This is a genomic window from Roseobacter ponti, assembly GCF_012932215.1.
GTDB classification, from domain to species: domain Bacteria; phylum Pseudomonadota; class Alphaproteobacteria; order Rhodobacterales; family Rhodobacteraceae; genus Roseobacter; species Roseobacter ponti.
In genome coordinates this window covers 2,341,013-2,359,506 of sequence record NZ_CP048788.1, presented here as the reverse complement: position 1 = coordinate 2,359,506, position 18,494 = coordinate 2,341,013, and the positions used below count along the sequence as shown (strand labels likewise).

General features: G+C 62.6%; 22 protein-coding genes. 14 read left to right on the top strand and 8 right to left on the bottom strand.

Translation table 11 applies throughout. From position 1 onward, the window contains the following. Positions 1 to 50 precede the first annotated feature (50 nt). The 7 genes from G3256_RS11265 (at position 51) to G3256_RS11235 (ending at position 5,301) form a co-directional block, all read left to right on the top strand. Positions 51 to 1,199, top strand: coding sequence for an ABC transporter substrate-binding protein (locus G3256_RS11265; protein ID WP_169640910.1), 1,149 nt, complete (start codon positions 51 to 53; stop codon positions 1,197 to 1,199). A gap of 75 nt (positions 1,200 to 1,274) precedes the next feature. Next, on the top strand, positions 1,275 to 1,526 hold the full coding sequence (locus tag G3256_RS11260) for a hypothetical protein (RefSeq protein ID WP_169640909.1): 252 nt from the start codon (positions 1,275 to 1,277) through the stop codon (positions 1,524 to 1,526). Position 1,527: 1 nt separating this feature from the next. Then, complete coding sequence (locus G3256_RS11255; RefSeq protein WP_169640908.1) at positions 1,528 to 2,445, top strand: branched-chain amino acid ABC transporter permease; 918 nt, start codon at positions 1,528 to 1,530, stop codon at positions 2,443 to 2,445. Between the two features lies 1 nt (position 2,446). Further along, positions 2,447 to 3,430 (top strand): branched-chain amino acid ABC transporter permease, encoded by a 984-nt coding sequence (locus G3256_RS11250; protein WP_169640907.1) that lies wholly within the window; start codon positions 2,447 to 2,449, stop codon positions 3,428 to 3,430. Continuing rightward, positions 3,423 to 4,178, top strand: coding sequence for an ABC transporter ATP-binding protein (locus G3256_RS11245; RefSeq protein ID WP_169640906.1), 756 nt, complete (start codon positions 3,423 to 3,425; stop codon positions 4,176 to 4,178). The genes G3256_RS11250 and G3256_RS11245 overlap by 8 nt, the downstream gene beginning before the upstream one ends. After that, complete coding sequence (locus G3256_RS11240; RefSeq protein ID WP_169640905.1) at positions 4,175 to 4,864, top strand: ABC transporter ATP-binding protein; 690 nt, start codon at positions 4,175 to 4,177, stop codon at positions 4,862 to 4,864. The genes G3256_RS11245 and G3256_RS11240 overlap by 4 nt, the downstream gene beginning before the upstream one ends. A gap of 35 nt (positions 4,865 to 4,899) precedes the next feature. Continuing rightward, the gene (locus G3256_RS11235) at positions 4,900 to 5,301 is read left to right on the top strand and encodes a RidA family protein (RefSeq protein WP_169640904.1); all 402 of its coding nucleotides are present in this window, start codon (positions 4,900 to 4,902) and stop codon (positions 5,299 to 5,301) included. Here the strand turns inward: G3256_RS11235 and G3256_RS11230 are convergent. Genes G3256_RS11230 through G3256_RS11220 form a run of 3 tightly spaced genes read right to left on the bottom strand, consistent with a single transcriptional unit; the run spans position 5,298 to position 7,329 of the window. After that, on the bottom strand, positions 5,298 to 6,086 hold the full coding sequence (locus G3256_RS11230; protein ID WP_169640903.1) for a metal ABC transporter permease: 789 nt from the start codon (positions 6,084 to 6,086) through the stop codon (positions 5,298 to 5,300). The two genes, G3256_RS11235 and G3256_RS11230, sit on opposite strands and share 4 nt — an antisense overlap. Then, on the bottom strand, positions 6,083 to 6,850 hold the full coding sequence (locus G3256_RS11225; RefSeq protein WP_169640902.1) for an ATP-binding cassette domain-containing protein: 768 nt from the start codon (positions 6,848 to 6,850) through the stop codon (positions 6,083 to 6,085). Before G3256_RS11225 ends, G3256_RS11230 begins: the two co-directional genes overlap by 4 nt. Next, on the bottom strand, positions 6,847 to 7,329 hold the full coding sequence (locus tag G3256_RS11220) for a Fur family transcriptional regulator (protein ID WP_169640901.1): 483 nt from the start codon (positions 7,327 to 7,329) through the stop codon (positions 6,847 to 6,849). The genes G3256_RS11225 and G3256_RS11220 overlap by 4 nt, the downstream gene beginning before the upstream one ends. Before the next feature lie 78 nt (positions 7,330 to 7,407). Between G3256_RS11220 and G3256_RS11215 the strand changes: the two genes are divergently transcribed. Beyond that, positions 7,408 to 8,445: a zinc ABC transporter substrate-binding protein gene (locus G3256_RS11215; RefSeq protein ID WP_169640900.1), complete on the top strand. Its 1,038-nt coding sequence runs from the start codon at positions 7,408 to 7,410 to the stop codon at positions 8,443 to 8,445. 102 nt (positions 8,446 to 8,547) lie between these two features. Here G3256_RS11215 and G3256_RS11210 read toward each other — a convergent pair whose 3' ends face one another. Further along, positions 8,548 to 10,578, bottom strand: a complete 2,031-nt coding sequence (locus G3256_RS11210; protein ID WP_169640899.1) for a PhoX family protein — start codon at positions 10,576 to 10,578, stop codon at positions 8,548 to 8,550. 194 nt (positions 10,579 to 10,772) lie between these two features. Then, positions 10,773 to 12,017 carry an FAD-binding domain-containing protein gene (locus tag G3256_RS11205; protein ID WP_246227553.1) on the bottom strand — a complete coding sequence of 415 codons (1,245 nt, stop codon included), beginning with the start codon at positions 12,015 to 12,017 and terminating at the stop codon, positions 10,773 to 10,775. Positions 12,018 to 12,141: 124 nt separating this feature from the next. Here G3256_RS11205 and G3256_RS11200 point away from each other — a divergent pair, with 124 nt between their 5' ends. From G3256_RS11200 to G3256_RS11175, 6 genes are all read left to right on the top strand, one after another. Further along, a complete protein-coding gene (locus tag G3256_RS11200) occupies positions 12,142 to 12,768 on the top strand; it encodes an ATP-dependent Clp protease proteolytic subunit (protein WP_169640898.1) in 627 nt (208 codons plus the stop codon). Positions 12,769 to 12,919: 151 nt separating this feature from the next. Further along, positions 12,920 to 14,185 (top strand): ATP-dependent Clp protease ATP-binding subunit ClpX, encoded by a 1,266-nt coding sequence (clpX, locus tag G3256_RS11195; RefSeq protein WP_169640897.1) that lies wholly within the window; start codon positions 12,920 to 12,922, stop codon positions 14,183 to 14,185. A 158-nt stretch (positions 14,186 to 14,343) separates the two neighbouring features. Next, positions 14,344 to 14,712: a RidA family protein gene (locus G3256_RS11190; protein ID WP_169640896.1), complete on the top strand. Its 369-nt coding sequence runs from the start codon at positions 14,344 to 14,346 to the stop codon at positions 14,710 to 14,712. Between the two features lie 96 nt (positions 14,713 to 14,808). Next, complete coding sequence (locus G3256_RS11185; protein ID WP_169640895.1) at positions 14,809 to 15,192, top strand: NADH:ubiquinone oxidoreductase subunit NDUFA12; 384 nt, start codon at positions 14,809 to 14,811, stop codon at positions 15,190 to 15,192. A gap of 5 nt (positions 15,193 to 15,197) precedes the next feature. Further along, positions 15,198 to 15,644 (top strand): outer membrane lipid asymmetry maintenance protein MlaD, encoded by a 447-nt coding sequence (mlaD, locus tag G3256_RS11180; protein ID WP_169640894.1) that lies wholly within the window; start codon positions 15,198 to 15,200, stop codon positions 15,642 to 15,644. Between the two features lie 20 nt (positions 15,645 to 15,664). Further along, the gene (locus G3256_RS11175) at positions 15,665 to 16,000 is read left to right on the top strand and encodes a DUF2155 domain-containing protein (protein WP_343044349.1); all 336 of its coding nucleotides are present in this window, start codon (positions 15,665 to 15,667) and stop codon (positions 15,998 to 16,000) included. On the opposite strand, the gene aat is transcribed toward G3256_RS11175, so the two are convergent. The 3 genes from aat to accB are packed head-to-tail and all read right to left on the bottom strand — an operon-like array spanning position 15,964 to position 18,471. Further along, positions 15,964 to 16,596 (bottom strand): leucyl/phenylalanyl-tRNA--protein transferase, encoded by a 633-nt coding sequence (gene aat, locus G3256_RS11170; RefSeq protein WP_169640892.1) that lies wholly within the window; start codon positions 16,594 to 16,596, stop codon positions 15,964 to 15,966. The two genes, G3256_RS11175 and aat, sit on opposite strands and share 37 nt — an antisense overlap. 12 nt (positions 16,597 to 16,608) lie before the next feature. Then, the gene (gene accC / locus G3256_RS11165) at positions 16,609 to 17,961 is read right to left on the bottom strand and encodes an acetyl-CoA carboxylase biotin carboxylase subunit (protein ID WP_169640891.1); all 1,353 of its coding nucleotides are present in this window, start codon (positions 17,959 to 17,961) and stop codon (positions 16,609 to 16,611) included. Positions 17,962 to 17,973: 12 nt separating this feature from the next. Then, positions 17,974 to 18,471: an acetyl-CoA carboxylase biotin carboxyl carrier protein gene (gene accB, locus G3256_RS11160; RefSeq protein WP_169640890.1), complete on the bottom strand. Its 498-nt coding sequence runs from the start codon at positions 18,469 to 18,471 to the stop codon at positions 17,974 to 17,976. Positions 18,472 to 18,494: the final 23 nt, after the last annotated feature.

Here is an 18,494-nt window from a genome sequence, read left to right as displayed (position 1 = left end):
GCATCTGACAGGGGCCGCCAAGTGCCTCATAAACAAGGGAGTTACCTGATATGAAACTGAAATCACTGATCCTCGCGGCGGGGCTTGCCGCCTTTGGCACCGCCGGGTTTGCCGATGGCCATGGCGCGAAAGTCAAGGTCGGCATGATCACCACGCTCTCGGGCGGCGGTGCGGGCCTTGGCATCGACGTGCGCGACGGCTTTATGCTGGCGGCAAAAATGGCCGGCAATGACAACCTGGAGGTCGTGATCGAAGACGACCAGCGCAAGCCCGAGATCGCGGTGCAGCTTGCCGACAAGATGATCCAGTCCGAGAAGGTCGATGTGATGACCGGCATCATCTGGTCTAACCTCGCGATGGCCGTGGTGCCTGCTGCAACGGCACAGGGCAGGTTTTACCTCTCGCCGAACGCGGGTCCCTCGGCGCTGGCGGGCAAAGGCTGTCATCCGCTTTATTTCAACGTGGCCTGGCAGAACGACAACCTGCATGAAGCCGCCGGCGCCTATGCCAATGACGCAGGCTATGCCAACAGCTTTATCCTCGCGCCAAACTATCCGGCGGGACAGGATGCGCTGACCGGCTACAAACGCATGTATGAGGGCGAACTGGCGGGAGAGATCTACACCAAGCTTGGCCAGACCGATTACGCCGCCGAGATTGCGCAGATCCGCGCGTCCGGAGCGGATTCTGTCTTCTTCTTCCTGCCCGGTGGCATGGGGATTTCCTTCCTCAAGCAATATGCAGGCTCAGGCGTTGATCTGCCGGTGATCGGCCCTGCGTTCAGCTTTGACCAGGGCATTCTGCAGGCCGTGGGCGAGGCCGCTCTGGGTGTGAAAAACACCAGTCAGTGGAACAAGGACATCGACAATGCAGCCAACAAAGCCTTTGTCGAGGCGTTCCAGGCCGAATACGGCCGCCTGCCGTCGCTGTACGCAAGCCAGGGCTATGACACCGCAAACCTGCTGCTGAGCGCGATGGGTAAGGCCAGCGTCACCGATCCGGATGCCTTCCGGGCAGCCCTGGCGGAGGCCGATTTCGCCTCTGTGCGCGGAAATTTCCGCTTCGGGTCCAACCAGCACCCGATCCAGGATTTCTACGTGCGTGAAGTGATCAAAGAGGGTGACGTGTTCACCAATAAGATCATCGGCGCCAGCCTCACCGACCATGGTGATGCCTATGCCGCAGAGTGCAGCTACTGACGACTGCAGGGGCGGCGTGTCGCGACGCCGCCCCGTTTCGCCATGACCCTTTCCCGACCAGAGGCCACCCTTCTCATGCTGCCCATCAGCACTCCCGACAGGCTGCCTGACGTCGCCCGCGACTGCCGTGCTGCCGGCAGCGTTCTGACTGCGATTTCGGGCAGGGACACGCGCGCGGTCGAAGGCGATGCCCGCGCGCTTAATACCGGCGGCGGGCGCGACCCGGACCGCTTTATCACAAACAGCGCGCCTGCAACCTGCGGGCAGGCCACGGCCTTTGCCCCGGCCCGGAACAACGGCCAGAGCGCCCTCGTGGTGCAGATCTGATATGACAACCATTCTGCTGATAGAACAGGTGCTGAACGGGCTTCAGTTCGGCGTGATGCTGTTTCTGATGGCTGCGGGGCTGACGCTGATCTTTGGCGTCATGGGGCTGATCAACCTGGCCCATGGCTCGCTTTACATGGTCGGTGCTTTCGCAGCGGCCGCAGTCGCCGGTGCAACGGGCTCGTTCATTCTGGCTCTGATCGCGAGCCTGGTAGCTGCTGCTGCCGCCGGCGCCATCGTCGAGCTTGTGGTGATCCGCAGGCTTTATGACCGCGACCATCTCGATCAGGTGCTGGCGACCTTTGCGCTCATTCTGATTTTCTCCGAAGGCACGCGCTGGCTCTTTGGCTCCTTTCCGCTGTTCCTCGATATTCCGCCCGCGCTGTCGGGCCCGGTGACCCTGCCGGGCGGCATCGAATACCCGCTCTACCGGCTGGTGATCATCGGCGTGGGCCTTTTCATCGCGCTGGGGCTTTTTCAGCTCATCGCGCGCACCCGTATCGGCATCCGTATCCGCGCAGGTGAGAGCGACCGTGAAATGATCGCGGCGCTCGGCGTGGATATCTCGAAGCTCTACACGCTTGTTTTTGCCCTTGGCGCGGGGCTGGCTGGCCTCGCCGGTGCGCTTGTGGGCGCCATTCAGTCGGTGCAGGTCGGCATGGGCGAGCCGGTGCTGATCCTGGCGTTTGTGGTCATCGTCATCGGCGGCATCGGATCCATTCGCGGTGCGCTCGTGGGCGCGCTGCTGGTAGGGCTTACCGACACGCTCGGGGGCGTCCTGCTGCCCGGGGTCTTTGCCACCTTTATGGAGCCCTCCGCGGCCACGGCGGTCGGCTCATCGCTGGCCTCCATGTCGATCTATATTCTGATGGCGGCGGTGCTGCTGTTTAAGCCCACCGGGCTTTACGGGAGCGCCTGACATGACCCGCGGTTTCCTCATAAATCTGGTGCTCTTTGCGATGCTGCCCGTCACAGCGCTGACAGCACTCATGCTCGACGAGCCCTTTATCATCACGCTGACCACAAAGGTCGCGATCCTGGCACTCGCCGGTGTCGGGCTCAACATCGCACTGGGTCTGGGCGGCCTTGTCAGTCTCGGGCATGCTGCGTTTTTCGGGATCGGCGGCTATGCTATGGGGATCCTTGCCCATCACGCGCAGACCTTCACGCCGATCCTCGAAAATCCGCTGCTGATCGAAGGCACCAAAAGCATGCCGGTGATCTGGCTCGTCGCGGTGCTCACAGGCGCGCTTGCAGCCCTCGCCATCGGCGCGCTTTCGCTGCGCACCTCGGGCGTCTATTTCATCATGATCACGCTCGCGTTCGGGCAGATGCTCTATTATTTCGCGATTTCCTGGCCTGCCTATGGCGGCGAGGACGGACTGTCGATCTATGTGCGCAACGGCTTTCCCGGGCTCAATACGCTCGACCCGATTCAGTTTTTCGCCATTACCTTTGTTGTTCTGGCGCTGGTGCTCGGGGGGGCCGGGCGATTTGCCGCGTCCCCCTTTGGTCTGGCGCTTTCCGCCGCCCGTCAGAATCCTGAGCGGGTCGAGACGGTTGGCCTGTCGCCTTACCGGCTGCGGCTGCTGGCCTTTGTGATCTCTGGCGCGGTCACAGCGCTGGCGGGCGCGCTTTTTGCCGATCTTAACCGCTTTGTCAGCCCGACGATGCTGAGCTGGCATATGTCGGGGGAGATCATGATTTTCGTGATCCTCGGCGGTGTGGGGCGGCTTTTCGGGCCGGTGGCAGGGGCGGCACTCTTTATTCTGCTCGAGCATATCCTGGGCGGTCTGTCGGATTTCTGGCATGTCTATCTGGGCCTGCTGCTGCTTCTTGTCGTGCTTTTTGCCCGCGGCGGCATGATCGGCGCGCTGGCGGGACGGCAGGTGGCGCATGACTGAGCCGCTGCTGCGCATTGAGGGTCTGCGCAAATCCTTTGGCGCGCTGGTGGCGACGGATGATGTCTCCCTGACAGTGCGTCCGGGTGAGATTCACGCTCTGATCGGTCCCAACGGGGCGGGAAAATCGACGCTGATCAAACAGATCGCGGGCGGGTTGCCGCCCGATGCCGGGCGCATCTTTTTCGACGGCCAGGACATCACCGGGCTGGGCACCGTGGCGCGGGCGCGGGCAGGGCTCGGGCGCACCTTTCAGATCTCTTCGCTGGCGATGGAATACACCGTGCTGCAGAATGCGATGCTGGGCGCGCTGGGGCGGGCCGGGTCCGTCTGGCGGTTTTTCCGACCCGTCATGCAGGACACAGGCCTGCGCGAAGCGGCCATGAGCGCGCTGGAGCGGGTGGGGCTTGAGGAGCACGCCGCACAGCGCACCGCCGATCTCAGCCACGGCCAGCGCCGCCAGCTGGAAGTCGCCGTCGCGCTGACGCTGCAACCGCGCGCTTTTCTGATGGACGAGCCGATGGCGGGGCTGGGGGCGGACGGCTCTCAGCGGCTCACAGGGTTTCTGGACGGGCTCCGCCATGAGGCACCGATCCTGCTGGTGGAGCACGATATGGACGCGGTTTTTGCGCTGGCTGACCGGATTTCGGTGCTGGTTTACGGGCGCATCATCGCCACGGGCACCGCCGCCGAGATCCGCGCCAATGCGGATGTGCGCGAGGCTTATCTGGGTGCGGAGGAGGCGGGATGAGCTTTCTCGACGTTGAAGGCATCACCGCCTCTTATGGCCCGTCTCAGGCGCTCTTCGGCGTCGACCTGGCGCTGGAAGAGGGCGAGGTCTGCGCTCTGATGGGGCGTAACGGCATGGGCAAAACGTCTACGATCCGCGTGATCTGCCGGTTGCTGAAGCATTCCGGGGGCTCGGTGTCGCTCGGCGGACAGGATCTTGGCGCGCTGCCGCCGCATAAGGCCGCGCGCGCGGGGCTGGGGCTGGTGCCGGAGGGGCGCCGTTGCTTTCCAAACCTCACGGTGCGCGAGAACCTGATCGCGGCGGCCCGGCCGGGAGAGTGGGATATCGCGCGCATCGCAGAGCTTTTCCCCCGCCTGCAGGAGCGCCGCGACCAGATGGCGGCCTCTCTCTCCGGGGGGGAACAGCAGATGCTTGCAATCGGGCGCGCGCTGATGACCAACCCGCGTCTTCTGCTGCTCGATGAGGCGACCGAAGGGCTGGCCCCGGTGGTGCGTCAGGAAATCTGGGCCGCCGTGCGGCGCCTGAAATCAGAGACAGGGATGGCCATTGTCGTGGTCGATAAATCGCTGGCAGAACTGCGCGGCATCGCCGACCGCGCGGTTATTCTCGAACGCGGCAGCACCGTCTGGTCCGGTGCGATGTCCGGTGTCACCGCCGCCGTGGCGGATCAGTATCTGGGCGTCTGAGCGTCCGGCAGAAACACGAAAAAAGGAGCCCCCAAATGGCCCATCAGATCATTCACCCCGACGGCTGGAAACCCGCCCGTGGCTATGCGAACGGCGTGCTTTGCGAGACCGGTGAGCTTTACGTCGGCGGGCAGATCGGCTGGACGGCGGATCAGGTCTTTGAGGCGCATGATTTCATCGGCCAGATGCGCCAGGCGCTGCGTAACATCCGCGCGGTGGTCGAGGCCGCGGGCGGTGGGCCGGAGCATATCACACGGCTGACGTGGTATGTGACGGACAAAAAGGAATACCTGGCCCGTCAGGCAGAGGTCGGTGCGGCCTACCGCGAGGTGCTGGGCCGGCATTTCCCTGCGATGACGATGGTTGTTGTTGCGGCGCTTGTCGAGGATGAGGCCCGGGTCGAGATCGAGGCCACGGCCGTCCTGCCACGCGCCTAGGCGCGGGCCGCACCCATCCCGCGCGTGAGCGCAAAGACCAGTGCGGCAAGGCTCACGATGGTCGGCCCCGTGGGCGTGTCGAGTGCAAAGGACACGATCAGCCCGCCAAGCGCTGAGGCGCCGCCGATGAACATTGCCACTGCCGCCATGCCTTCGGGTGTGCGCGCAAGCGGCCGGGCGGCGGCGGCAGGGATGATCAGCAGTGCGGCGATCAGCAGCGCGCCCACGACCTTTATCGCGACAGCCACCGTGATGCTGAGCGCGAGCGTCAGCACCAGTTCTTCGCGCTTCGGACTGACCCCTGCGGCCTGGGCCAGATCCGGGCTCAGCGTGGCCGCCAGCAAGGATGACCAGCGCCAGAAAAGCAGCCCCAGCACCAGCGCCGCTCCGGTCCAGATCACCGCCAGATCAGCCTGTGACACAGCAAGGATATCGCCCACCAGATATCCCATCAGATCAACACGGACGCCCTGAATGAGCGAGACCGCAACAAGACCCAGTGCCAGGGCGGCATGGGCCATCACACCGAGCAGCGCGTCGCTGCTGATGCCGCGCCCGGTAAGGCTCGTGAGCAGCAGCGCCATGGCCACCGCCACCAGCAGCACACCACCGAAAACCGGCAGATCGGTGGCCAGTGCGAGCGCCACACCGAGGATCGCCGCATGGCTGGTGGCATCACCGAAATAGGCCATGCGCCGCCAGACCACAAAGCAGCCCAGAGGCGCCGCCGCCAGCGCCACACCGAGGCCCGCAAGAGCCGCCCGGATCATGAAATCGTCGGTCATGCCCCGGTGGTCTCGTGATGGTGATCGTGGTCGTGTGCGTGATCGCCTTCCGGTCCGTGGGAATGGCTGTGCTCGTGGCGGTAAAGCGCCAGCGCCCCGCGGGTGCCCGTGCCGAAAAGCGCGCGGTATTCCGGCGCACTGGCGACAATATCAGGGGTGCCCTCGCAACAGATATGTCCGTTGACACATAGCACCCGGTCAGAGGCCGCCATGACCACGTGCAGATCATGGCTGACCATCAGAACGCCACAGCCGGTTTCCTGCCGCACGGTCTCGATCTGCTGATAAAAGGCGGCCGAGCCGGGCTGATCAAGGCCCTGGGTCGGCTCGTCCAGAATGAGCAGATCGGGCGTATCGAGCAGAGCGCGCGCCAGCAGTACCCGCTGAAACTGGCCGCCCGAGAGCGCCGACATCTGCCGGTCCGCGAGCCCGGACACGCCGGCGCCGGTCAGCACTTCTCCGGCGCGGGTGGCACTGATCCGCCGGGGCAGACCCAGAAACCGCGCCACCGTCAAAGGCAGCGTCGCGTCAATCGCGAGTTTCTGCGGCACATATCCGATGCGCAGCCCGGGTGCGCGGGTGATGCGCCCCCTGGCCGGTGCCAGCGCGCCGATGAGCGCGCGCAGCAGGCTCGATTTGCCCGACCCGTTAGGCCCGACGATGGTGACGATTTCGCCCCGCGCGAGGCTCAGGTTCACGTCCCGCAGGACGGTCTGACTGCCATGGGCCAGGTACAGGCCTTCGGTGCCGATCAGCACGCTCACGCAGGCGCGTCCTGCTGGCAGGCCGGACAGAGGCCCTGGGCCTCGACCACGGTACGTTCGATGCGGAACCCGGCGGCGCGGGCAGCATCGCCCAGACGCCCGGCAGCGGGTGTGGTTTCCGCCTCTGCCACAGCACGGCAGCTGCGACAGACCAGAAAGGCAGGTGCATGATCCGCGCCGGCATGGGCACAGGCGACATAGGCGTTGAGCGCTTCGATCTTATGCGCCAGTCCCGCGCGCACCAGAAAGTCGAGAGCCCGGTAGGCGACAGGCGGCTGCGAGCCCAGCCCTTCCGCCGACAGATGTGCCAGCAGGTCATAGGCACCCAGTGCGCGGTGCTCGCTCAGCAGGATTTCAAGCGCACGCCGCCGGACAGGCGTCAGGTTCAGGCCCTGATCGCGGCATCGCTCGACCGCCCGGGCAAGGGTGCCGGTCATACAGGCGCTGTGATCGTGGCAGTCAAATCCGACAGACGTCATCTGATCTCCGGGAGCAGGTATTGATATGTTATAACATGTCTGATAGCCGGTCGCGGGATATATCACAAGGGGGCTGCGATGCGCGTCTTAACTGTCTGTGCGACACTACTTGCCGGCACCTGTGGCGCGCTTGCCGAAGCGCCGCGGGTGGTCACCGATATCGCGCCCGTTCAGGGGCTTGTGGATCAGGTTATGGCAGGCGTGGGGTCGGCGGACGTGCTCCTGCCGCCCGGCGCCTCACCGCACAGCTATGCAATGCGCCCGTCCGAGGCGCGTGCTTTGTCCTCGGCCGATCTGGTGATCTGGGTCGGGCCGGCGCTGACACCCTGGCTGGCGGATCCGATCGAAACGCTGGCAGGTGACGCGCAGCGGCTTACCCTGACGGGGGCCGAAGGCGTGCAGCTCCTGACATTCCGGAGCGGCGGATCCTTTGAGCCGCACGACCATGACACGCACACAGAGCATGACGCGCATGAAGATCACGACGGGGATCACGCGCATGAAGATCACGCCGGGCACGCAGAAGAGGACCATGACCATGGCACTCCTGAGCACGCCGGGGCCGACGAGGCGCATGACGATCACGATCACGCCGGTGACACCGACCCGCACATCTGGCTGGATCCGCAGAACGCTCAGGCAATCCTGACGAGCGTTGCCGGCGCTCTGGCAGAGCTTGATCCGGCAAATGCAGCACTCTACCGCGAAAATGCGCGCGCCGGGCGCGAGGAGATCGCGCAGACCGCAGCGCGGATAGCCGGGCAGATGGCGTCGCTTCAGGACATCCCGTTTATCGTTTTTCACGATGCGTTTCAGTATTTTGAGGCGCGGTTCGGGCTGAGCGCGCGTGCGGCCGTCAGCCTGGCGCATGGCGAAGGTGCCAGTGCCGGACACGTCAGCCATGTGCGCAGGGTGGTCCGGGAAACGGGCGCTGTCTGTGTGATGGCGGAACCTCCCGTACAGCAGGGGCTGATTGATGCAGTAACCGGAAGCGGCGATCAGCGGGTGGAGGCGATAAGCCCGCTGGCCGGGGAAAACCCCGCTGATAAAATAGCTTACGGCGCATTTCTCATGCAGATCGCAGAGGCTTTCCGACGCTGCCTCGCGCCGGCATGATGCTGCCGGGCGGATAAAGGCATCCTGTGAAAACCCCATAAAAAAGGACCCCGCGGGGGAAACGCGGGGCCCGGCACGCACAAAGGCTACTGGCTAAAACCGTCAGACGGCGATCCTGCCACCGCCCTGTTTCGTGACGACCACCACCGAGGGGCGCGGTGGCATGGCCGGGTCGAAATCCGGCCAGCGGGTGGCCGGATCCTCAAAGGTCGAGTTGCGTTCGAAGCCTTTGAAGTCTTTGGTTCCGTCGGTGCCGGGGTGCTGCACCGCCAGGAACAGTGTCTCGCCGCTGTCGTGGAAGTAGGGGCCGCAAAGCTCCCCGCCCACGGGGCAGCGGAAGAAAAGGCGCGAGGTGCCGCGCAGATCACCGGTCGTTTCCAGCCCGTAAAGACCGTCCGATTTGCCGGTCTTGCCCCAGCTTGAGCCCTGATCGGTGGAGATCCAGAGCCGGCCTTCCGCGTCGATGGCGCAGTTGTCCGGTGAGCCGAACCAGCCGTTCTCGGAGGTTTCCGGATTCCACTGCGCGCCGACCTCTTCAATGGCCGGATCGCCGCATTTTACCAGAATGGACCAGGTGCCGGAGGTGGCGGCGTGGTCCTCACCGTCCTCTTTGATCTCGATGATATGGCCAAAGGAGCTTTCGGGCCGCGGATTGGCCGCGTTCACCTCTTCTGCGGTGCGTCGGGTGTTGTTGGTCAGCATGATATAGGCCGTACCATCGGGCCCGGGCTGCGCGTCCTCGGGGCGGTCCATCGGTGTGGCCCCCAGCAGATCGGCTGCAATCCGCGTGTCGATCATCACATCGGCCTGGCTCCTGAACCCGTTCTCTTCCGTCAGCGGGCCCTGACCGTGCACCAGCGGCAGCCAGGCGACAGTGCCATCCTCGTCAAAGCGCGCCACATAGAGTGTGCCGTCCGAGAAAAGGGGGCTGTTGAAGACGGCGGTTTCATCGGTGATCGTGCCGCCGGAGACATATTTATACTGATAATCAAAGCGGTTATCGTCGCCCGAATAAACCACCAGGTGACCGTCTTTGGACACTGTTGTCTCAGCACCCTCGTGGCGGAACCGCCCGAGAGCCGTGTGTTTGACGGGGGTCGCGTCGGGGTTGCGCGGGTCCACTTCGACGACCCAGCCGTATTTGTTCGGCATATTGGGCTCTTTGTCGACGTTCCAGCGGTCGTAGTATTTGCCCCAGGCATACCAGCTTCCGGGGACGCCGTAGCGGCCATAAGACGTGCTTTCCGGATTGCCGCTGTCCATAACCGCCTTGCCGTCGGCGTCCACATTGTCGGTCCAGAAATAGCCGTGGAAGTTTTCCTCAGCCATCAGATAGGTGCCCCAGGGTGTCATGCCACCGGCGCAGTTGTTGATGGTGCCCATCACCGACATCCCGTCGGGATCATCATTGGTTTTCAGGCGGTCATGGCCTGCGGCAGGGCCGCTCAGCGTCATTTCGGTGTTGAGCGGTGTGATCCGGCGGTTATAGCGGCTGTCGCGCACCAGTGACCATTTGCCGTCTGTGCCCTGTGCGATCTCAACAACGGTCCCGCCATGGGCCGCCATTTCGATCTCCACCAGTTCTTTGGTCATACTGGCAAAGCCGTCCCGGTCCTGACGGCCGATTTCGGGGAACATGACCTCTTCGTTGGTGTATTCGTGGTTCACGCACAAAAGGCCGCTGGTGCCTTCGTCGTTGAGCGCGGTAAAGCCCACGTAGTCGTTGTTGTACCCGAACTGTTTGAGCTGCGCTTCAGCTGTCTGGTTCATAACATCGAATTCCGGCGCATCAGCCGTGATCGGGTCGCCCCAGCGCAGCAGAATATCGGCGTTATACCCCTCAGCGATGTGGTGCGTTTCATCATTGCCCCAGGCCAGTTCGTCAAAGTTGTAGCGCCCCGCAGCAGCCGCAGAGGCCTGTTTCGGCGCGATTATCGCGGAGGTGCCAAAGAGCGCGGTCGTCGCACTGACGCCCAGAATGCCGCGCATCACGTCGCGCCGGCCATAGCGGCGGTTGATCACGTCGCCAATGGTGCGGCTGAGGTTCGGGTTTGTCGGAATGTCGTCAAATGCCTCAAAGGCCTCGGCTTTGTTGCCGAACTCGGAGTCATTGATAATATCTTTGCGGTTCATGTGCAGCATCTCCCGGTTGCATTTTTTCCGGTAACGGCGCGGGCGAATCCCAACGGGCCGGACCTGACGTCTGAATGCCCTGCTGGTATGACGGTGTTGTGACAGCCCCCGCGTCACGCCTCAACTTTGTCGGGAAAATCGAATCAATGCAATACTTCTGATTGCCGACCCGGTGGTGCTATGCCGCCCGCCTGTCACGTCAGCGCGCTCAGAAGATCGGGGATATTCTTTCTGAAGGCGAAAAAACCGCGGGTTGCCAGGGGCCAGGCGGCCCGGTCGGTTGCCCGCATCATTGTTACGACACGGGGAGCACCCTCATGCGCTGCAAAGCGCCGCAGCTGATCCGCCACCGGTCCGACCGGGGCGAAGGGCGTCACAATCTGACTGAGGCCTTCTTTCTGTGCCCAGATCATCAGCGCCTCTGCATCCCGGAGCACGTCACTACAGTCGTCTGCGGCCGGCATGTGCCGCGTCTGTGCATCTAGTGACGCAGCAGATCGAAATCCGGCAATATGGGGGGCAGGGGTCAGAGGGGTAAACCCGGTCTGCGGCGCGAGCACGGCCCGGGCCACCGCATCGCACCCGGCAAAGGCATAGCCGGGGCTCAGATCGTCCTCATGCATCAGAAGCCCGGTCCGCAGAGCCGGATCGGGCCGCACAGGACCAGGCAGAGGCAGCGGGTCGGGCACCGGCGGTCCTGCACGCGCGGGTGCCTCTCCGGCAAGCTGCCATTTCGGGTGAAAGCGGCCCTCGGTGAATTTTGAGATATTTGACGTGCGCGCCAGATAGGTTTTGCCCGGCGTCTGAATGCCCGCGACCCAGCGCCAGCCCAGCGTATTGGACGCCGGATCGCCATCGAGCAGGTGTCTCAGAAAGAAATCCGCCCCCGGCTCCCAGGGCAGCCCGAGCGTGAAAATCCAGATCGAGGCAAACCACATCCGTGCGTGGTTGTGCAGATAGCCCGTCGTGACCAGCTCCTGCGCCCAGGCGTTAAAACAGTCGATATCGGTCTCACCTTTGCAGGCCGCCTCCCAGCGGTCGCGCAGCCCGCTCTGCGTCTGCATTTCGTCGAGCCTGCTGCGCAGCGCGCGCTGGTACTGATCCCAGACGCCCGGCCGCAACTCAAGCCAGCCTTTCCAGTAAGTGCGCCAGTACACTTCCTGAATAAACTTTTCCGCGGCTGACGCAGAATGCTGCCCCAGAACAGCCCGCAATACCTCTTCTTCCGTGATCAGCCGGCAGCGCAGATATGGCGACAGACCCGACACACTTTCATGCCGTCCGGGGCCGTGGTCAAAATTGCGCCCTGCGGCATAGTCACGCCCGGCGCGCGGCACAAAAGCCTGCAGCCGTTCAAGAGCGGTGGTGCGGTCGGGGGGAAAGGTTGAAACTGCGTCCATCGCGGGCCATTTAGACCCGGAAAGGCGATGATCAACCATCACCTTCCGGAACCCCGGCAAAACCTCACCCGGCCCCCCTTGCGGCCCCCCGGTGGCGATACTAAGGTTTCATCAACAGTCCGTCGGGTATGGTCCCGGGGACAACAGCAGACAGGCACCCCACATGAAAGATCCGATCGAAACATACATGAATCTTGTCCCGATGGTGGTCGAGCAGACAAGCCGGGGCGAGCGCGCCTACGACATCTTCTCGCGCCTCCTGAAAGAGCGGATCATCTTCCTCAACGGCCCCGTGCACGACGGCATGTCGTCGCTGATCGTGGCGCAGCTGCTGCACCTTGAGGCGGAAAACCCATCCAAGGAAATCTCGATGTATATCAACAGCCCCGGTGGCGTTGTGACCTCGGGTCTGTCGATTTACGACACCATGCAGTACATCCGGCCAAAGGTGTCCACACTTGTGATCGGGCAGGCGGCCTCTATGGGCTCGCTGCTGCTGACCGCGGGCGAGGCGGGCATGCGGTTTTCACTGCCCAACAGCCGCGTGATGGTGCACCAGCCCTCCGGCGGATATCAGGGCCAGGCAACAGACATCATGATCCACGCGCAGGAGACACAGAAACTCAAGACGCGTCTGAATGAAATTTATGTCCGTCACACCGGCCAGACCCTCAAAAAGATCGAAGCCGCCCTGGAGCGCGACAACTTCATGTCGCCCGAGGAATCGAAAGAATTCGGTCTGATTGACGAGATTGTTGAAAGCCGCGGCAAGGCAGACGACGACAGCTGACCAGGAAAGCAACACCAGCAGGGCGCGCACGCTGAGTTTACCATTTTGCGATTGTGGACCTGCCGGTGCTGTCCTAAGCTGACATAACCACCTCAAGCGGCATGCCGTCCGGGCGTGCTGGCTCCGATACAAAAGACCTGAAAGGGTTGATATGGCGACGAATTCGACCGGTGACAGCAAAAATACGCTTTATTGCAGTTTCTGCGGCAAGAGCCAGCATGAGGTCCGCAAGCTGATCGCGGGCCCGACCGTATTCATCTGCGATGAATGCGTTGAGCTGTGCATGGATATCATCCGCGAAGAGACCAAAGCGTCCGGGCTCAAAGCGACCGATGGCGTGCCGACGCCCAAAGACATCTGCGAAGTGCTGGATGACTATGTGATCGGCCAGGCGATGGCCAAGCGGGTGCTGTCGGTGGCCGTACACAACCACTACAAGCGCCTCAATCACGCCCAGAAGGGCGGTGAGATCGAGCTTGCGAAATCCAACATCCTGCTGATCGGCCCGACGGGCTGCGGCAAGACGCTGCTGGCGCAGACGCTGGCACGCATCCTGGACGTGCCGTTCACCATGGCTGATGCGACCACCCTGACCGAAGCGGGATATGTGGGTGAGGATGTGGAGAACATCATCCTCAAACTGCTGCAGTCGTCAGAATATAACGTGGAGCGCGCGCAGCGTGGCATCGTCTATATCGACGAGGTCGATAAGATCACCCGTAAATCCGAGAACCCCTCTATCACCCGCGACGTGTCGGGCGAGGGCGTGCAGCAGGCGTTGCTGAAGCTCATGGAAGGCACCGTGGCAAGCGTGCCGCCTCAGGGCGGGCGCAAACATCCGCAGCAGGAATTTCTGCAGGTGGACACCACGAACATCCTCTTTATCTGCGGCGGGGCCTTTGCCGGTCTGGACAAGATCATCGCCGCCCGCGGAAAAGGTTCTGCCATGGGCTTTGGTGCGGATGTCCGCGACAACGACGCACGCGGTATCGGTGAGATCTTCACCGATCTGGAGCCGGAGGACCTGCTCAAATTCGGACTGATCCCGGAATTTGTCGGCCGCCTGCCGGTTCTGGCAACGCTCGAAGATCTGGACGAAGACGCGCTGGTGACGATCCTGACACAGCCCAAGAACGCACTGGTCAAACAGTACCAGCGTCTCTTTGAGCTGGAGGACACGCAGCTGAGTTTCACCGACGACGCGCTGACGGCGATTGCCAAACGCGCGATCGAGCGGAAAACAGGCGCGCGTGGCCTGCGGTCGATCCTGGAAGACATCCTTCTGGACACCATGTTCGAACTGCCGGGGCTCGATTCAGTTGCTGAAGTGGTCGTGAATGAGGAAGCGGTAATGTCTGATGCCGCGCCCCTGATGATCCACGCCGATGCTGCCAAAGAACCTGCCAGCGCGGGCTGATCCCGGCATCAACAGACAGACTACCGATAAGGCAGGTCCGGTGCGGCCTGCCTTTCGTTTCCATGACAGCGGCGTGATCATCCGGACCCTGCCGGACGGGGCATCAGCCGTGACCCTGTCAGACCTGAAGAGACCACAATACGGGAGGGCATTCCGCGATGCCGGTTGAACGCATCCGCTCGGGCGGAGAATTTGAAACCAGAGTGGGCTACTGCCGTGCGGTCGTCGCTGGCGGCTGGGTCCATGTGGCGGGCACGGTCGGGCAGGGGGACAGCGTCAAAGAACAATGTGCAGGCGCACTCAGTACCATTGAAAAGGCCCTGAACGAAGCAGGGTGCCGGTTCTGTGACGTGGTGCGGGTGACCTACATGCTGCCGGACCGCGCCGACTTTGAACCCTGCTGGCCTTTGCTGGCGGCGGCGTTCGGTGAAAATCCGCCCGCAGCCACAATGATCGAATGCGGGCTGATTGACCCGAAATACCGCATTGAGATCGAAGTGACAGCCCTTGTGCCCGGCGCCGGGTGATCGCATGAGAAAGCGGGGCCGCAGATCGCCATCCGGCTGGACCTCACCCCCGGTTTCCGGCATATGTGGTGCAACAGTGCGACCGGAGAAAAACCCATGGGCATTCTGAACTCATTGCTGCGCGCCGTCACCTGGTGGAACGGGCAGACGCTGAACACGCAGCTGTGGACATCACGGCACGGCGTGAAGGTCGGAGAAGACACCCAGGGTAACGTTTTTTACGAAAACAAAGATAAATCGCGCCGCTGGGTGATCTATAACGGTGAGGCAGAAGCCAGCCGGGTGGACCCCGACTGGCACGGCTGGCTGCATCACACCTGGGACGCGCCGCCCACCGACAAACCCCTGGCGCATAAGCCCTGGGAAAAACCCCATCTGGAAAATCTTACAGGCACCGCACTCGCGTATGCACCAAAAGGATCGATCCGCAGATCTGATCCTAAGCCGCGCAGTGATTACGAGGCCTGGTCGCCGGAGTAACACCCATGTCCGAAAACACCACCGAAGTTCTGACCGGCGCGGCTGTGCTGGCCGCTGCCGTAGCCTTTGTGGTCTATGCAGGCCAGGTCGCGGAATACTCCGGCGCCTCGGCGAATTATCCGCTGGAAGCGAGCTTTCGCAGCCTTGAAGGCGTGGGCGTTGGCACCGATGTCCGGCTTGCAGGTGTGCGCGTGGGACAGGTCACAGATGTCATTCTGAACCCTGAAACCTATCGCGCCGATACCACAGTCTCTGTGGTGCAGGGCATTGAAATCCCTGACGATTCCGCGATTGTGATTTCTTCCGAGGGGCTGCTGGGTGGCAATTTCGTCGAGATCGTACCCGGCGGATCGCCGTTCTTTTACGAATCCGGCGATACCATCGCGGATACCCAGGGCGCGGTCAGTCTGATCAGCCTGTTGCTGAAGTTCGTGAGCGGCCAGTCCGAATGATGCGGGCCGCGGCATTACTGATGATGCTCCTGGCGATGCCGGCGGCGGCACAGCAACGTGTTACCGAGGCACCGGGCGTTGTTCTGCGCGGGCTCGATAAGATCAATGGCCTGCTATACGACATTGAAATGTACACCGGGCAAACCGCTGAATTTGGTGATCTGCGCATTGAGCTGACCTCGTGCCGTTATCCTGCGGGCAACCCGTCGGGCGATGCCTTTGCCGCGCTGCAGATTTCGGATGCAAACCGCGGCACGGAACTGTTCTCGGGCTGGATGATCGCCTCGACCCCGGCGCTGTCAGCGATGGATCACTCGCGCTATGACATCTGGGTCATGCGCTGCGCCACGTCCTGAGGGCTGCGCAGGGGCGGCCGGAGAAAGTCGGCCTGTTCCCCGACCGCTCTTCCAAGCGCCTGCTGATACTGCGCCCGCGTGACCTCAATCCCGCCGAGCCGGGCCAGATGCTCTGTCAGAAACTGCGTGTCAAAGAGCGTAAACCCTGCGTCGTTTAACCGGTCCACCAGGCAGGCCAGCGCGATTTTAGAGGCATTGGTGCGCCGCGAGAACATACTCTCCCCAAAAAACGCAGCCCCCAGGACAACCCCGTAGACCCCGCCCACAAGCGCGCCATCCTCGCGGATTTCCAGCGAATGGGCCTGTCTGCGGGCCTGTAAGGCGATGTAAAGACTGCGGATTTCGTCATTGATCCAGGTGTCCTGCCGGTCGGCGCATCCATCCACAACGCCGGCAAAATCCTGATCAATCGTCACCTCAAAGTCGCTCCGCCGCATTGCGCGGCGCAGCGAGCGCGACGCGTGAAACCCTTTCAGAGGCATTACGCCACGGCGTTTCGGATCCACCCAGAAAATCTCAGGATCATCGCGTCGTTCGGCCATCGGAAAGATACCGTTGGCATAGCCCTGCATCAGCAGATCAGGTGTGAGGCCCATTGCTCCGGCTGATCAGCTGCTGCTGAGATTGGTCTCCAACCAATGCTCCAGCCAGTGGATATTATACGCGCCCGACAGCACCGCATCTTCGGCAAGCAGGGCGTGAAAAAGCGGCACGGTGGTGTCCACACCATCCACGATCAGCTCGCCCAGAGCCCGGTAAAGACGCGCGAGCGCTTCGGGCCGGTCACGTCCGTGCACGATCAGCTTGCCGATCAGGCTGTCGTAATAGGGCGGGATCGAATAGCCGTCATAAAGCGCGCTGTCCATCCGCACGCCCAGACCCCCGGGCGCGTGATACTGCGTGATCCGCCCGGGACAGGGTGAGAAATTGGGCAGCTTTTCGGCGTTGATACGCACCTCGATGGCATGACCGTTGATCTTCAGGTCTTCCTGCTGAAAAGACATCTCCAGCCCGGCGGCCACGCGGATCTGTTCGCGCACCAGATCGACGCCGAAAATGGCCTCGGTGACGGGGTGTTCGACCTGGAGCCGGGTGTTCATTTCGATGAAATAGAACTCGCCGTTTTCATAGAGAAACTCAATCGTGCCCGCGCCGATATAGTTGATGCGGGCCACAGCCTCGGCGCAGGTTTTCCCGATTGCGGCACGTTCTTCCGGCGAGATGGCGGGGCCGGGGGCTTCTTCGAAAACCTTCTGGTGGCGGCGCTGCAAAGAGCAGTCGCGCTCCCCCAGATGCACCGCGCGGCCTTTACCGTCGCCGAACACCTGGATTTCGATGTGCCGCGGCGTGGTCAGGTATTTCTCGATGTATACTTCATCATTGCCGAAGTTGGATTTGCCCTCGGCGCGGGCCGTGTGGAATGCTTTTTCCATCTCACCGGCGTTTTTGGCAACTTTCATACCCCGTCCGCCGCCACCTGCCGTGGCCTTGATGATCACCGGATACCCGATTTCCCTGCCGATGCGCTTTGCATCGTCCAGCGTGTCCACGCCACCCTCAGAGCCGGGCACACAGGGCACGCCAAGGTTGCGCATGGTTTCTTTTGCCGTGATCTTGTCGCCCATGACGCGGATGTGTTCGGCGGTGGGCCCGATGAAAGTCAGATCATGGTCTTCCACAACCTGCACGAAACCTGCGTTTTCCGACAAAAAGCCATAGCCGGGGTGAATGGCCTCGGCACCCGTGATCTCGCAGGCCGAAATAATCGCGGGGATCGACAGATAACTCTGCGGAGAGGGAGGCGGTCCGATGCAGACGGATTCGTCGGCCATCCGCACATGCATGGCATCACTGTCGGCGGTGGAATGCACCGCGACCGTTCCAATGCCCATTTCGCGTGCGGCGCGGACAACCCGCAGGGCAATTTCACCGCGGTTGGCGATCAGGATCTTTTTGAACATGGGCCTGCCCTCCTATTCGAGGATGACGAGCGGTGCGCCAAACTCCACAGCAGCGCCGTCCTCGACCACGATCCGTTTGATCGTGCCGGCCCGCGGTGCGGGAATGTGGTTCATGGTTTTCATCGCCTCGACGATCAGCAGAGTGTCGCCTTCGGCCACTGACGCGCCGACGCTGATAAAGGGGGCGGACCCGGGTTCGGCCTGCATATAAACCGTGCCCACCATCGGCGATGTGACCGCGCCCGGGTGGCTTGCCGGATCATCGCTGGTCTCTGATGCGGCGGGCGCAGGGGCGCCGGCCGGTGCGGCGGCGGCGGGTGCTGCCATCGGGGCGGGCGAGGAGACCTGGGTCACCACCTGTTGCTGCTGGTGACGGCTGACCCGTACGTTCAGGCTGTCATCGGCGCCGTAGTCGCGTTTCACCTGAAGCTCTGTCAGATCGTTTTCGCGCAGCAGTTCAGCCAGGGCCTGGATAAAGGCCACGTCAGCATCATGGTTCTTTTTAGTCATGTAAGTCCTCAACCATTCGGGGG